Annotated in this window: 12 protein-coding genes and 1 pseudogene; 10 read left to right on the top strand and 3 right to left on the bottom strand. The window is 62.4% G+C overall.

The window, feature by feature from the left end; translation table 11 throughout:
- The 3 genes from QZ326_RS06895 to QZ326_RS06885 all read left to right on the top strand — a co-directional run.
- Positions 1-2,876 (top strand): PD-(D/E)XK nuclease family protein (locus QZ326_RS06895; RefSeq protein WP_295743047.1); only part of this gene is annotated, 2,876 nt, incomplete at its 5' end.
- Position 2,877: 1 nt separating this feature from the next.
- Positions 2,878-6,438 (top strand): helicase-exonuclease AddAB subunit AddA, encoded by a 3,561-nt coding sequence (addA, locus tag QZ326_RS06890; RefSeq protein ID WP_295743044.1) that lies wholly within the window; start codon positions 2,878-2,880, stop codon positions 6,436-6,438.
- 1 nt (position 6,439) lies between these two features.
- Positions 6,440-6,835: an SRPBCC family protein gene (locus QZ326_RS06885; protein ID WP_295743041.1), complete on the top strand. Its 396-nt coding sequence runs from the start codon at positions 6,440-6,442 to the stop codon at positions 6,833-6,835.
- Positions 6,836-6,885: 50 nt separating this feature from the next.
- On the opposite strand, the gene QZ326_RS06880 is transcribed toward QZ326_RS06885, so the two are convergent.
- Positions 6,886-8,196 (bottom strand): alpha-amylase family glycosyl hydrolase, encoded by a 1,311-nt coding sequence (locus QZ326_RS06880; RefSeq protein ID WP_295743038.1) that lies wholly within the window; start codon positions 8,194-8,196, stop codon positions 6,886-6,888.
- A 235-nt stretch (positions 8,197-8,431) separates the two neighbouring features.
- On the opposite strand from QZ326_RS06880, the gene rpmE reads away from it, so the two are divergent.
- The 3 genes from rpmE to hflX all read left to right on the top strand — a co-directional run bounded on the left by rpmE (position 8,432) and on the right by hflX (position 10,661).
- Positions 8,432-8,635 carry a 50S ribosomal protein L31 gene (gene rpmE, locus QZ326_RS06875; RefSeq protein ID WP_016321164.1) on the top strand — a complete coding sequence of 68 codons (204 nt, stop codon included), beginning with the start codon at positions 8,432-8,434 and terminating at the stop codon, positions 8,633-8,635.
- 115 nt (positions 8,636-8,750) lie between these two features.
- Positions 8,751-9,266 (top strand): flavin reductase family protein, encoded by a 516-nt coding sequence (locus QZ326_RS06870; protein ID WP_295743035.1) that lies wholly within the window; start codon positions 8,751-8,753, stop codon positions 9,264-9,266.
- Positions 9,267-9,389: 123 nt separating this feature from the next.
- Positions 9,390-10,661, top strand: a complete 1,272-nt coding sequence (gene hflX / locus QZ326_RS06865; RefSeq protein ID WP_295743032.1) for a GTPase HflX — start codon at positions 9,390-9,392, stop codon at positions 10,659-10,661.
- Here the strand turns inward: hflX and QZ326_RS06860 are convergent.
- The gene (locus tag QZ326_RS06860; RefSeq protein WP_295743030.1) at positions 10,648-10,920 is read right to left on the bottom strand and encodes a hypothetical protein; all 273 of its coding nucleotides are present in this window, start codon (positions 10,918-10,920) and stop codon (positions 10,648-10,650) included. The genes hflX and QZ326_RS06860 overlap by 14 nt on opposite strands.
- Positions 10,921-10,998: 78 nt before the next feature.
- Between QZ326_RS06860 and QZ326_RS06855 the strand changes: the two genes are divergently transcribed.
- Complete coding sequence (locus QZ326_RS06855) at positions 10,999-11,238, top strand: helix-turn-helix domain-containing protein (RefSeq protein ID WP_295743027.1); 240 nt, start codon at positions 10,999-11,001, stop codon at positions 11,236-11,238.
- A 190-nt stretch (positions 11,239-11,428) separates the two neighbouring features.
- Positions 11,429-12,064: a YigZ family protein gene (locus tag QZ326_RS06850; protein WP_295743024.1), complete on the top strand. Its 636-nt coding sequence runs from the start codon at positions 11,429-11,431 to the stop codon at positions 12,062-12,064.
- A 33-nt stretch (positions 12,065-12,097) separates the two neighbouring features.
- Here QZ326_RS06850 and QZ326_RS06845 read toward each other — a convergent pair whose 3' ends face one another.
- Positions 12,098-12,325, bottom strand: coding sequence for a heavy-metal-associated domain-containing protein (locus tag QZ326_RS06845; protein WP_295743022.1), 228 nt, complete (start codon positions 12,323-12,325; stop codon positions 12,098-12,100).
- 256 nt (positions 12,326-12,581) lie between these two features.
- Here QZ326_RS06845 and QZ326_RS06840 point away from each other — a divergent pair.
- Both QZ326_RS06840 and QZ326_RS06835 read left to right on the top strand, forming a co-directional pair.
- A pseudogene (locus QZ326_RS06840) lies at positions 12,582-12,755 on the top strand (alpha/beta-type small acid-soluble spore protein); the annotation flags it as partial.
- Between the two features lie 283 nt (positions 12,756-13,038).
- Positions 13,039-13,950: helix-turn-helix domain-containing protein (locus QZ326_RS06835; RefSeq protein ID WP_295743019.1), on the top strand; the 912-nt coding region annotated here is incomplete at its 3' end.

Raw genomic sequence — 13,950 nt, 5'->3', positions numbered from 1 at the left:
CCCGGGACAAGCTCCGGGACCTGAGCCTGCTGTACGGGGCCTACGAGGCCCGCCTTCACCGCCCCGGCCTGGACGCCCGGGACCGGATGAGCAAGCTCTGCGACCACCTGGAGGATTCCGGCTACGCCGGCGGGAAGGACATTTTCATCGACGGCTTTACCTATTTCAACGCCCAGGAGCGGCGGGTGCTGTCGGTGCTGCTGCGGCAGGCCCGGTCTGTCACCGTCACGCTGCTGGGGGAGCTGGGCAGCCGGGAGGAGATCTTCGAGCCCTCCCTCAAGACCCTGGAGCGGCTCCGCCGTCTGGCGGAGCAAAATGGCTGCCGTGTGGAGATCCGGGAGCTGGCGGCGGCAGATGACACGGCATTGGGCCATCTGGAACGGTGCTTTTTCGGTGAGAATCTGCCTTTTTCGGGGGAGTGCGGCGCCATCCGCCTCCGGGAGGCGGACACAGTTTTCTCCGAGGTGGAGCAGACGGCGGCGGACATCCTGCGTCTGACGGCGGCAGGGAAATGCCGTTTTCGGGACATCACCGTGGCTGCCCGGAACCTGGCGGACTACGCCGGGACGATCGAGACCGTGTTCGAGCGGTACGGCATCCCGGCCTACCTGAGCCGCCGCAGCGACGTGCTGGAGAGGGCGGCGGTGAGTCTTCTCACCGGCGTGCTGGCTGCCATCGGCGGCGGGTATGAGTACGACGATATGTTCCGTTGGCTCAAGACCGGATTGGCTGGATTGACGCCGGAGGAATGTGACCTGCTGGAGAATTACGTTCTCAAGTGGGAGATCCACGGTGGGATGTGGCTGCGGGATGTGGACTGGACGGAAAACCCGGACGGATACGGCGTGCCCTGGAACGATGGACGGCAGGCGCAGCTGGACCGGGTCAACGGCTTGCGCCGCCGGGTGCGCCGCCCCCTGGCCCGCCTGGCGGAGGGGCTGAGGGCCGGAGAGACGGCGGGGGAGAAGATCGCTGCGCTGTACGGTTTTATGGAGGAGCTGAGCCTTCAGGATGCATTGGAGGCCCAGATGCGCTCCCAGGCCGCCGCGGGGCGGCTTCAAAGCGCGGAGGAAACTGCCCAGCTGTGGGAGATTCTCTGCGGTGTGCTGGACCAGTTTGTGGAGATTCTGGGCGGCGAGCCCATGGGTCTGGACGAGTTCACCCGGCTGTTCCGGCAGGTGATGACCCAGTACAGCGTGGGGACGATCCCCGTGTCGCTGGACCAGGTGTCCGTCAGCGAGATCACCCGGAATGACCGGCACACGGCCAAGTACCTCTTTCTCCTGGGGGCCAACGACCATGTCCTGCCCTCCCCCGGCCAGGGGGGCGGCATCCTCAATGGCGACGACCGGGACGAGCTGGCCCAGCGGGGCGTGGAGCTGGCCCCCGCCGGCATGGACCGTATGGGCATCGAGCTCCAGAACCTCTATGCCGCTTTGGCCCAGCCCAGGCTGGGACTGACGGTCAGCTATCCGGCGGCGGATGTGGCCGGGGCGGAGCTGCGCCCTGCCTTTGTGGTGGGACGGCTGCGGACGCTGTTCCCACGCCTGCGGGTGGAAAAGGAGAGCGGCGGCCGGGAGTACCGCCTGGCGGCCCCGCTCCCGGCGCTGGAGACGGCGGGCAGCGCCCCCGGTGGGACGCTGTGGAACTACTTCGCGGGAAATCCGGCCTTTTCCAGGCGGCTGGAGGCTATGGAGCGGGCCTCCCGGCTGCGGCGGGGGACGCTGTCCCCCGGGGCGGTGCGGGCGCTGTACGGTGAACGGGCGGCCATGTCCGCCTCCCGGCTGGAGCGGATGCGGTCCTGCCACTTTGCCTATTTCATGGAGTACGGCCTGCGGGCAAAGCCCCGGACTCCAGCCGCCTTTGACGCGCCCCAGATCGGCACTTTCCTCCACTACCTGTTGGAGAACGTCACCCGGGATGTATTGGCCCAGGGGGGCTTTGCCCGGGTGGAGCGGGAGGAGCTCCGCGCCCTGGTGCGGAGGTACATCGAGGAATACGCCGCCCAGGAGCTGCCGGACCTGGCGGGTAAGAGCGCCCGGTTCCGGTATCTCTTCGCCCGGCTGCGGAACACGGCCTATGCCGTGGTGGAGCAGGTGGCAGAGGAGCTGCGGCACTCGGATTTCATCCCTCTGGAGTTTGAGCTCTCTTTCGGGGACGGCGGCGTTTTGCCCGCTGTGGTGGTCTCTGAGCCCGACGGTGAGCTGCGCGTGGGCGGCAAGGTGGACCGGGTGGACGGCTGGGTAAAGGACAATAAGCTCTATCTCCGGGTGGTGGATTACAAGTCCGGGCGGAAGGCCTTTGACCTCTCGGCGGTGCGGATGGGACTGGATATCCAGATGCTGCTGTACCTCTTCACACTGCAAAAGGAGGGCACGGCCCGCTTCGGCAGGGAGATCGAGCCGGCGGGGGTGCTCTATCTTCCCGCCAGGGAGGAGATCCTCTCTATGGAGCGGAACGTTACCCCGGAGAAGCTGCAAAGCGAGCGGGAAAAGCAGCTTCGCCGCTCAGGGCTCTTGCTGGCGGAGCCGGCGGTGCTCCAGGCCATGGAGCACGACGCCTTGCAGGAGCCCCGGTATCTGCCCCTGCGGGTGAACCGGAAGGGGGAGCTCTCCGGCAGCATTGCCTCGGCGGCCCGGCTGGGCAAACTTGGAAAGTACGTGGAGCGGCAGCTGCGCGACATCGCCCGGGAGCTGCGCCAGGGCGACATCGATGCCGACCCCTGGTGCCGCGGCGAGGATGACAGCTACTGCAAATACTGCCAGTGGGCCAGTGCCTGCCACTTTCAGGACGGACAGGACGGCGACCACCTGCGCTACATCCTGCCGGTGAAGACCGAGGACTTCTGGCGGGAGATCGAGGAAGAGGAGGGATGACATGGCAAAGCTCACACTGACCCCCCAGCAGCGGGCCGTGGTGGAGAACCGGGGCGGCAGCCTCCTGGTGTCCGCCGCCGCAGGCTCCGGCAAGACCAAGGTGCTGGTGGAGCGGCTCTTCCGATGTGTGACGGAGGAGCACTGCAATGTAGATGACTTCCTCATTATCACCTATACCAAGGCCGCGGCGGCGGAGCTGCGGAGCAAGATCGCCGCGGAGCTGACGAAGCGTCTGGCGGAGAACCCGGGGGACGGGCACCTGAAGCGCCAGCTCCTGCGGGTGTATCAGGCGGACATCAAGACGGTAGACGCCTTTTGCGCAGCCCTGCTGCGGGAAAATACCCATCTCCTGGCCCGGGAGGGGGACCGCCACGCCCTGACGCCGGACTTCCGGGTGCTGGACGAGAGCGACGCAAAGCTTCTCCGCCAGCGGGTGCTGGAGCGGGTCCTGGAACAGTTTTACGATGGATTGACCCCGGGACGGGAGCTCCTGGCCGACACCCTGGGGGCGGGGCGGGGCGACTCGCGCCTTGCGGCGCTGGTGCTGGAGGTCTACGGAAAGCTGCAAAGCCACGCCTATCCGGACCGCTGGCTCGCAGAGAGCCGGGAGGCCTGGTCCCGTTTGGAGGGTGGTTTTGACGGCACCCCCTACGCCGGGGAGCTGCTGCGCTTCATTCGTCGAAAAGCCCTCCACTGGGCGGAGCTTCTCCGCCGCTGGGCGCTGCGGACCGAGGACGACGCGGCCCTCTCCTCCGGCTACGGTGAAAAATTTCTCGCCGCCGCCTGGGGATTTCAGGCTCTGGGGGAGGCGGAGACCTGGGAGGCTGCCCGCCGGGCGGCGCCGGAGATCACCTTCCCCCGGCTGAATACCCCCAGGGGCCGCAAGGACGACCCGGAGGTGACCGCCCTGAAGCAGGTCTGGGACAGCTGCAAGGCGGAGACAAAAAAGATTCTGGGCCTGCTGGATGTCAGCGGGGAGGAGGCCATGGAGGACCTGCGGGCCGTGGCCCCGGCCATGGAGGCCCTTTTGGCGCTGGCAGCGGATTTCGGCGAGGCCTACCGGGTGGAGAAGCTGCGGCTGAACGCGGCGGACTTCTCTGACCAGGAGCACCTGGCGCTGGCGCTGCTGGTGAGGCCGGAGGGCGGCCCCACAGAGCTGGGAGAGCAGGTGGCGGGGCGGTATCAGGAGATTTTGGTGGATGAGTACCAGGACACCAACGAGGTGCAAAACGCCATCTTCCGGGCCGTATCCAGAGACGGGCGGAACATCTTCACCGTGGGGGATGTGAAGCAGAGCATCTACCGCTTCCGCCTGGCGGACCCCACCATCTTCCTGGAGAAGTACGAACGCTTCAAGCCCTGGGAGGAGGCGGAGGAGGGAGAGGAGCGGAAGATCCTCCTGTCCAAAAACTTCCGATCCCGGCGGGAGATTCTGGATGCGGCCAACTTTATCTTTGCCAACATCCTCTCTCCGGAGATGGGGGAGATGGCCTACGGGGAGGACGAGGCCCTTCACTTTGGCGCGGCCTACTACCCGGAGCGCCGGGACTGCCAGACGGAATTTCACCTGATCTCCGCCCGCCAGCGGTCTGCGGAGAACGACCGCCCGGTGAAAAAGCTGACGGCGGAGGCCCGGTTTGTGGCGGCGCGCATCCGGCGGCTGCTGGACGAGGGATACCCCGTGACGGAGGAGGACGGGACCTTCCGCCCCTGCCGGCCGGAGGATATTGTGATCCTGATGCGCTCCCCCGGGAGCCGGCTGGCCGCCTTTGCACAGGCGCTGGCGGAGCGGGATGTGCCCTGCTCCTTTGACGAGAGCGAGGATTTCTTCGAGACCATGGAGGTTTCCGTGATGGTGGCCCTGCTGTCCCTGGTGGACAACCCCCGGCAGGATGTGCCGCTGATCGCCGTGCTGCGCTCGCCTCTCTTTGGCTTTACGCCGGACCGGCTGGCGGAGATCCGCGGCGGAGTTAGGGAGGGGGACTTCTACGATGCGGTGAAGGCCGACGGCGGGGCGGACTGCGCCGCCTTTCTGGAGACCCTGGCGGCCCTGCGGCAGGCGGCCTGGGACATGGATGTTCACCGGCTGGTGTGGCACATCTACAATACGCTGAACGTCCTGGGTGTTTTCGGCGCCATGGACCGGGGCGTGGAGCGGCGGGAAAACCTCATTGCCCTGAGCCGGCAGGCGGAGAAGTTTGAGAGCGGTGGATACCGGGGGCTCTTTGCCTTTGTGACCCATCTGCGGCGGCTGCTGGAGGCCGGGGAGGCCCCTGCCGCCTCCTCCGCGGCGGCGGCGAACGGCGTGCGGCTTATGAGTATCCACAAATCCAAGGGCCTGGAGTTCCCCATCGTCATCCTGGCGGACCTGGACCACGCCTTCTCCCGGCAGGACTTTGACACGCCGGTGCTGGTCCATCCGGAGATGGGCCTGGGGCCCCGGCGGGTGGACCTGGAGCGGAAAATCCAATATCCTACCCTGGCCCGGCGGGCGGTGGAGGAGAAGCTGCGGCGGGAGAATCTGGCGGAGGAGCAGAGGATTTTGTACGTAGCCATGACCCGGCCCAAGGAGAAGCTGATTTTGGTGGACGCCATGTACCATGCGGAAGGGCGGCTGCAAAAGCTCTGCGCCATGGCCTCATGTCCGGTTCTGCCGGAGACGGCGGCATCGGCGAAGTCCTTTGGGGATTGGCTGCTGCTGCCCCTGCTGTGCCGTCCTGAGGCGGCACCCCTGCGGTCTTTTGCGGAGGCGGAGGGGGCGGTGCCCTATGCCGGAGGCGACGTGTCCTGGCAGGTGTTCATCCATGACAGTGAGGACTTCCATCCTCACACCGCCGCCGGCCTGTCCAGGGAGGGGGAGACGGCGGAGACCGGGGACTTTGATCCGGGTCTGTTGGAATTTACATATCCCCACAGCCGGGAGACCCGCCTTCCCGCCAAGATCACCGCCACGCAGCTCAAAGGCCGGGCTCTGGATGAGGAGATTGCGGAAAACGCCGCCCACACGCCCTATCTCCGGCCGTTGTCCCAGCCGAAATTCCGGCAGGAGAGCCATGGCCTGACGCCGGCAGAGCGGGGCACTGCTGTCCATCTGGCGCTCCAGTACCTGGATTTCGGAACGGCAGATGCGGCGGCCCAGGTGGCGGCTATGGAGAAGAAAGCGCTGCTGACGGCAGAACAGGCGGCGGCGGTGGATATCCCGGCCTTGGAGCGGTTCCTGATCTCGCCCCTGGCGGAGGAGATCCGGAGCGGAAAAAATGTCCTGCGGGAGTACCGCTTTACGCTGCTGATGGAGGCCCGGTACTATGACCCCAAGGCGCCGGCGGAGGAGGCCATGCTCCTTCAGGGCGTGGTGGACTGCTGCTTTGAAACCGGCGCGGGGGTGACAGTGGTGGATTTCAAGACTGACCACGTCCGGACAGCGGATGATATCCGCCGCCGCGCGGAGCACTACCGTCCCCAGCTGGAGGCGTACAGCCGGGCGCTGGAGCAGGTGCTGGAGAGGCCGGTGGCCCGGAAAGTGCTGTACTTTCTGCACACGGGAGAGGCTGTGGAGGTGTAATATGCCAAGATTGTGTATCACGGCGAAATTGGCCTGTCCTGTGGAGCGGGTCTGGGAGACGGTGACGGACCTCTCCCGTCAGGACTGGCGGAGCGATGTGGCGCGGGTGGAGACTGCCGGCGAGATGGCTTTTGTGGAGTACACGGGGGACGGCTTTGCCACAACCTTCACAGTTACCCGGCTGGAGCCGCCCCATTACTGGGCCTTTGACCTGGAGAACAAAAATATAAAGGGCCGCTGGACGGGGGAGTTTCTTCCCGCCGCCGGCGGCTGCACCGTGACTTTTACCGAGGATGTGACACCGAAAAGGGCTTGGATGCGCCCCTTTGCAGCGGTGTATCTCAAAAAGCAGCAGCGGCAGTATCTGGCGGACCTGAGAGAGGCCCTGGACCTGTGACAAAAGAGCCCCGGGGACATCTGTCCGCCGGGGCTCTTTTGCACTGGGATTTACCGCTCGCACTTCCAATAGGCCACGCTGTAAGGGGGCAGCTCACTGCCGCCGCCGAAGTCGTGGAGCTTTCCGGTGAGGAGGTCCACCGCCCGGCCGCAGCCGGCGTCAAAGTGGGCCGTGTAAGGCGCACCGTCGGCATTTACCGCCACCAGTACCCGCTCGCTGTCCGTCCGGCGCTGGAACACGGTCTGCCGGTTGGTGAGCACCAGCTCATGGAAATCCCCGAGGCACAGCGCCTCGCTCTCCCGGTGGGCCTTTATCATGGCGGCGATCCGGTCTGTCAAATCCGTCCACTGGGGTGCGTCAAAGCAGGGCCGCAGGGCGTCGTCCCCCTGGGATTTGTCCCCTAGAGCGCCCCACTCACTGCCGTAATAGACGCAGGGGATGCCAGGCATTCCGAAGAGGATGCCGTACATCAGCGGCAGGTGGGCGGGATTTTGCAGGATGGAGGCCGCCCGGGTGACATCGTGGTTGTCGGCAAAGCACAGCAGGCGCTTTCCCTTGTACAGCGTCCATGGCTCCGGGCCGAACTGCCGCTTGAGGCTGTGGACGATCTCAAAGAGGTTCATGGAGTTCAGTGCGGAGTAAAGGCCCTTGTAGCACTCGTAGTTGGTGCAGGAGTGGAGCATCTCGCCGTTGACCCACTGGTTGTAGTCCCCGTGGAGGGTTTCCCCCAGCAGAAAGAACTCCGGTTTCAGTCCGTCGCAGAACTGCCGCAGGCGGCGTAGGAAGTCCTTGTCCAGGCAGTAGGCCACGTCCAGCCGCAGGCCGTCGATGCCGAAGCTGTCCGCCCAGAACTGCACACACTCCAGCAGGTAGTCCGACACCGCCGGGTTCCGCAGATTCAGCTTCACCAGCTCGTAGTGGCCCTCCCAGCCCTCGTACCAGAAGCCGTCGTTGTAGCCCGAATTGCCGTCGAAATTGATGTGGAACCAGTCCTTGTAGGGGGAGTCCCATCTCCTCTCCTGCACGTCTCGGAAGGCCCAGAAGCCCCGGCCCACGTGGTTGAACACCCCATCCAGCACCACCCGGATTCCGTGGCTGTGGAGAGTCTCGCAGACTCTGGCGAAGTCCTCGTTGGTACCCAGGCGGCAGTCGATTTTCCGGTAGTCCCGGGTGTCGTAGCCGTGGCGGTCGCTCTCAAAGACGGGGGAGAGGTACACCGCGTCCGCTCCCAAACGCCGGATTTGTTCCGCCCAGTCCCCGATCTTGCCAATGCGGCTGGCTGGGACGCCGTCGTTCTCTCTGGGAGCCCCGCAGAAGCCCAGAGGATAAATTTGATAAAATACGCTCTTGTCCGCCCACATATGAAAAACCTTCCTTTCCGGCGAGATGCCAATGAACAACAGTATACCATAGATTTTTCCCCAGGTCGAGGAAACCGGCACAATCTCCCGCCTGTTTGCCGGATTTTGAAAAAAATTCGATTTTCAGCAGAAAAAGACTTGCATTTCTGATTTCCCTGTGGTACACTAATTATCGCCTTTGTGAGGTGAAAGCTTTTCAGAGGTAGTCTGGAAGCGAAAGAGGTGAACGAGAGCAATGAAGGAAGGAATCCATCCCAATTATCAGCAGACTACGATTACATGCGCCTGCGGTAATGTGATTGAGACAGGTTCTACCAAGAAGGATATCAAGGTGGAAGTCTGCTCTAAGTGTCACCCCTTCTTCACGGGCAAGCAGAAGCTGGTGGATACCGGCGGACGCGTGGCCAAGTTCAACAAGCGTTTTGGCCTGGACAAGTGAGAAGTGCGCAAAAGGGTCTGCTGCGGCAGGCCCTTTTTCTTTGTGCTTTGGTGTTTACTTTTTCCGCCGGAGCGCATATACTGGATATGCGTTTATTTGAGAGGAGCTGGTAACTGTGAAACTGCACCCTGCGGACCCCAAGGAGCTGGCCTCCGAACTGCTCCAAGCCTTCAGCGCCCAAAACGCCCTGCTGACCGCCGGAGACCGGAAGAGCTGCAACACCATGACCATCGGCTGGTGCCAGACGGGCCGGCTGTGGAACCTGCCGGTGTGTACCGTCTATGTGCGCCCGGAGCGGTACACCTATCAATTTATGGAGGATCAGGACTATTTCACGGTATCCGTCCTGCCGGAGGGCGAAAAGAAGACCATGGCCCTCTGCGGCTCCAGGAGCGGCCGGGATGTGGATAAAATCAAGGAGTGCGGACTGACGGTCCGCTATGGAGCCGGAGACGCCCCCTTCTTTGAGGAGGCAGAGGCTGTGCTGGTGTGCCGGAAGCTGTACGTCCAGGACATGGAGCCGGAGTGCGTCGTAGCCGGACAGGAGAAAATCCTTCCCTACTATGGCGAGAAGGGCGGCTGGCACCGGATCTACACCGGCGAGATTGTGGAGGCCTACTCCGCCGGCTGAGAAGCTGTATTGACAGGCGTTCAGCGCCGGTGAATACCGCTTCTGAAAAACAGAAATTGGGATTGGGGCGCGGAGAACGGGACGGATTTCAAACGCCCCATTCCCAATCAATAAAGAGGTATTATGCGGCAAACAGAAGAAATTCGAGACAAAGTGGTGCTGGTGGGTCTGCACTCACCGGTGCTGAAAAAAGAGGAGAACGCCAGCGAGGAGACCATGGAGGAGCTCTCTGCCCTGGTGGAGACCGCCGGGGGCGAGACGGTGGGCATCGTGCTCCAAAACCGCCCCGCGCCGGATCCCCGAACCTTCATCGGCGAGGGGAAGGTGGCGGAGGTGCAGCTCTACTGCGAGAATGTGGAGGCCACTATGGTCATCTTCGACAACGACCTCTCCCCCTCCCAGCAGCGGGTGCTGACGGACCTGCTGGGCGTCCAGGTGCTGGACCGCTGCGGGCTGATTCTGGACATCTTCGCCCAGCGGGCCCAGACAAAGGAGGGCCGCCTCCAGGTGGAGCTGGCCCAGTACCGCTACCTGCTGCCCCGGCTCACGGGCATGTGGACCCACCTGGAGCGCCAGGCGGGCACCAGCGGCAAGGGGCCCATCGGCTCCAAGGGTCCCGGCGAGACCCAGCTGGAGACGGACCGCCGCCACATCCGGCGGAAGATCGACAAGCTCCGGGATGACCTGGAGGACGTGCGCCGGGTGCGGGGCACCCAGCGCCAGCAGCGGCGGAAGAACGAAATTCCGGTGGTGGCCATCGTGGGCTACACCAACGCCGGAAAGTCCACGCTGTTAAACCGCCTCACCGGGGCGGGTATCCCGGCCAACAACCGCCTTTTTGACACCCTGGACACCACCAGCCGCCTGCTGGCGGTGGACGATACCCTGGACGTGGTGCTCTCTGACACGGTGGGCTTTATCCGAAAGCTCCCCCACCAGCTGGTGGAGGCCTTCAAGGCCACATTGGAGGAGCTGGAGTACGCCGATCTGCTGCTCCACGTCATCGACGTGTCCAACCCGGAGTGGCAGCTCCAGGCCCAGGTGGTGGAGAGTTTGATCGCCGAGCTGGGCGCCGGGGAGCTGCCCCGTATTGACGTGTTCAATAAGTATGACCGGCTTCCTGTGGGGGAGATTATGCCCCACGGAGAGGACATCTGCGCCATCTCCGCCAAAACCGGCGAGGGTGTGGAGAGACTTCTGGAGCTGATCGGCCGGAAGCTGGACAAGGGCGTCCGGCGGGTGGTGCTCCATATCCCTTACGACAAAGGCGGCCTGGTGGACACGCTGTACCGGGAGGCCAAGGTGGAGAATGTGGAGTACGGCGAGACCATCGCTGTGACGGCGGTCTGCGGCCCCAGGACTTTGGGACGGATGGAGCCCTTTATCGCGGAGTGAGGCGGGCCACCCTCGGCTCAGAGGAAGGAGCCTCGGGAGACCCGGCGGGAATATGCCAGGCCAGTCCCTTTCCGGTGCGGAAGCCCAGGGCGAAGGCGTGGATGGCGGTGAACTCCAGGCATTTGTCCAATTCCTCCCAGGCAAAGGGCGGCAGCTCGTTTTTTACAAGGTCGAAATGGGCACTGTAATCCTCCGGAGGGACGGCGTCCAGCTGGGGACGGATATAGTTGGCGTGGAGCCAGAGCATGAAATCGGACATTGTGTACCTCCCTTAAGTGCGTCGAAAAGAATACGTTAATATTAACATAAATTTGCATCCCTGTCAAGGAGTTATCAGATGGAAATTAGACAGAGAGTAAAAGAACTTCGAAAAGAGCGGAATGAATCACAAGAGCGCGTTGCCAGAGCAATCGATATTACGCTTCGGAATTATCAGAGAGTGGAAAATGGAGAGGGATTCCCCAGCTATTCGGTTTTTCTTGCCCTGGCGGACCATTTTCAGGTGAATCTGGATTATCTGGCGGGCCGGACCGATGTGCGGGATATGCTGCCCCCTTCGGAGGACCTCCAATCATGAGGCCGTTTACCGGTGGCGCGGCAGGCCCGCCCCAAGGGAGATTCGGCGCGTAGGGGCGATTATCAATCGCCCGTCCAAAGGGAAATCCGGTGTTCGTTGGGAGACGGGCGGCTGATAGCCGACCCTACAGGGCTTTCAGGAAGCCCCTTGCGCATGCGTAAAAAACAACCCCCGAAATGAGGTGCTGCTTATGTCTGATTATCGTGTGCCCTTCGGGGATGCCGAGGGCGAGTTCACGGAAAAGCGCTCCCGCTTTATCAGCCATCTCTGGCGGGTGGAGACCGAGACGGAGGCCCGGGCCCATCTGGAGGCGGTCCGGAAACAGTATTACGACGCCCGCCACCACTGCTGGTGTTACCTGTTGAAAGACGGGGCCGTCCGCTACTCCGACGACGGCGAGCCCCAGGGCACCGCCGGACAGCCTATGCTGAATGTGTTCCAGCGCCAAGAGGTCACCAACGTCTGCTGTGTGGTGACCCGGTATTTTGGCGGCATCCTGCTGGGAGCCGGAGGTCTGACCCGGGCCTATACCCGGGGGGCAAAAGACGCGCTGGATGCGGCGGGGGTGTGCCGGGTGAGCCTGTGGACGCTGTGGGAGGTTCCCTGTACGTATCCGCTGCTGGAGCGGGTCAAGCTGGACATCGCCGCCTGCGGCGGCGTGGTGCGGGACACGGTTTACGGTGCGGATGTGAGGCTGCGGGCTGCCTTTCCCGCCGGGGGAGCGGAGGCATTCGCTCCCAGGCTGACGGAGCTCTCCGCCGGTAAACTGGAGATGACGGCGGCGGGAGAGGAGTATCTGCCCGGCCCCAGAGAAGAGGAAAAATAGCGGCGGCGCGTGCCTTTGGCACGCGCCGTTTTTCTACTCCCCGTCCAGATGATCCCGCAGCTGAAACCCAAGTTCCTGAACCTTTTGCAGGATCTGCTCCTGCCGGACGCCGGAGGTGTCATAGTCTACCGCCAGGCACCCGTTGCCGCTGACACTGACGGAGGTGACACCCGGCAGGGTGTCCAGCTCCCGTTTCAGCAGTGCCGCGTCGTGTTTTCCGGCGGCGTCCTCCAGGGAGAAATACGTGCTCAGACGAGCCACAGCAACCAACTCCTTTGCGGATAGGATATCCCGTGGGAGCAAAAAAATGTAAATGAGGAGCGCGTGAAACAGATATACTATATATTATCATTTTCAGAAGGGGCAGAAAAAGCGGCGGAATATCTGTGTATGGTTCACAAAAATTTCCGGCGGAAAAAACGGATATTCCCGACGGTTCGAGTCAAACTATGCTCGCGATACCCAATGGACCCGCACGCAAATCAGCAAGTATGATTGATGAAAAGGAGAAATTGCTATGTCCAGCAAGAACAACAACAAGATCAATGTTCCCGAGGCTCGTGCCGCTATGGATAAGTTCAAGATGGAGGCTGCCGCCGAGGTTGGCGTCAACCTGAAGGAGGGCTATAACGGCGACCTCACCAGCCGCGAGGCCGGCTCCGTGGGCGGCCAGATGGTCAAGAAGATGATACCCGCGCGAAATATGAGTTTCGCGCGGGCGGACCGGACGGCGGCGGGGCATCGGGTGATGGTTACATATCGGGCGGGACTATACCTGTAAAGTGAATAGAAAGAGAACCCACCCGCAGGGAGTACAGCTCTCTGCGGGTGAATTGTGCATTTTCGATTGATTTTTCTTCTCTTGTCTGTTATGATGTTTCTAGGAACATAACAACATAAGAACTAATATAAGAAAAGTCTTACTTATCCCCTTTCTTTCTTATGTTCTTGCGGCTTAAATAAGGAGTGTGCTTATGCTGGAAGAAGAATTTGGAAAACTGCTTTTAAGAGTTCAGCAGCGAAATTGCGAGGAACAGACCCTGGAGGTCAAGGCCGCCAACAAGGGATGTCCGGAGCGGCTCTATGACACGTTTTCTGCCTTCGCCAACCAGAATGAGGGCGGGATGCTTTTATTTGGTCTGGATGAAAAACAAGGGTTTGCCAAGGTTGGAGTCTATGATGCCCAGGACCTCCAAAAGAAACTGATGGAGGTGGGTGAATCCATGACCCCGGTGGTGCGTCCTGTTTTATCGGTCTATGGAGAGGGGACCATGCTGTTTGTGGCGGCGGAGATCCCCCCACTGGATCTGGCGGAGCGCCCCTGCTTCAAAACAGCGCGGGGCCGTCTCAAGGGGTCTTTCATCCGGGTGGGCGATGCCGATAAGCCTATGACCGAGTACGAGGTCTACAGCTACGAGGCCTACCGCAAGCGGAGCCGGGACGATCTGCGACCGGTGGCGGGAATCTCCTCCTCCGCTCTGGATCAGGTCCAGCTGGAGCAGTATCTGCTGAAGCGCAAGCTGGACCGCCCCAATTTCGCCTCAGTTCCTGCGGAGCAGCTCTATGAGCTGACCGGACTGCAAAAGGAGGGGCAGTTCACCCTCACAGCGGTCCTGCTGTTCAGCCTGTATCCCCAGGCCTATTTCCCCCAGCTCAGTATCATCGCGTCCCGCGTGCCAGGCACCGAGATGGGGGAAGTGGATGAAACAGGAAGGCGTTTCCTGGACAGCAAACGCATTGAGGGCACCCTGGTGGAAATGCTGGAGGGTGCGGTCAGCTTCCTGCGCAGCAATATGCGCATTGCTGTACGCATCGATCCGAGAACGGGAAGGCGGCAGGATATGCCGGAATATCCCCTTGACGCCCTTCGGGAAGCGGTTTTGAAC

Source organism: uncultured Oscillibacter sp. (assembly GCF_910587525.1).
Taxonomy (GTDB): Bacteria; Bacillota; Clostridia; order Oscillospirales; family Oscillospiraceae; genus Oscillibacter.
The sequence above is the reverse complement of the archived record's forward strand: the minus strand, read 5'-3'. Positions and strand labels throughout refer to the sequence as shown.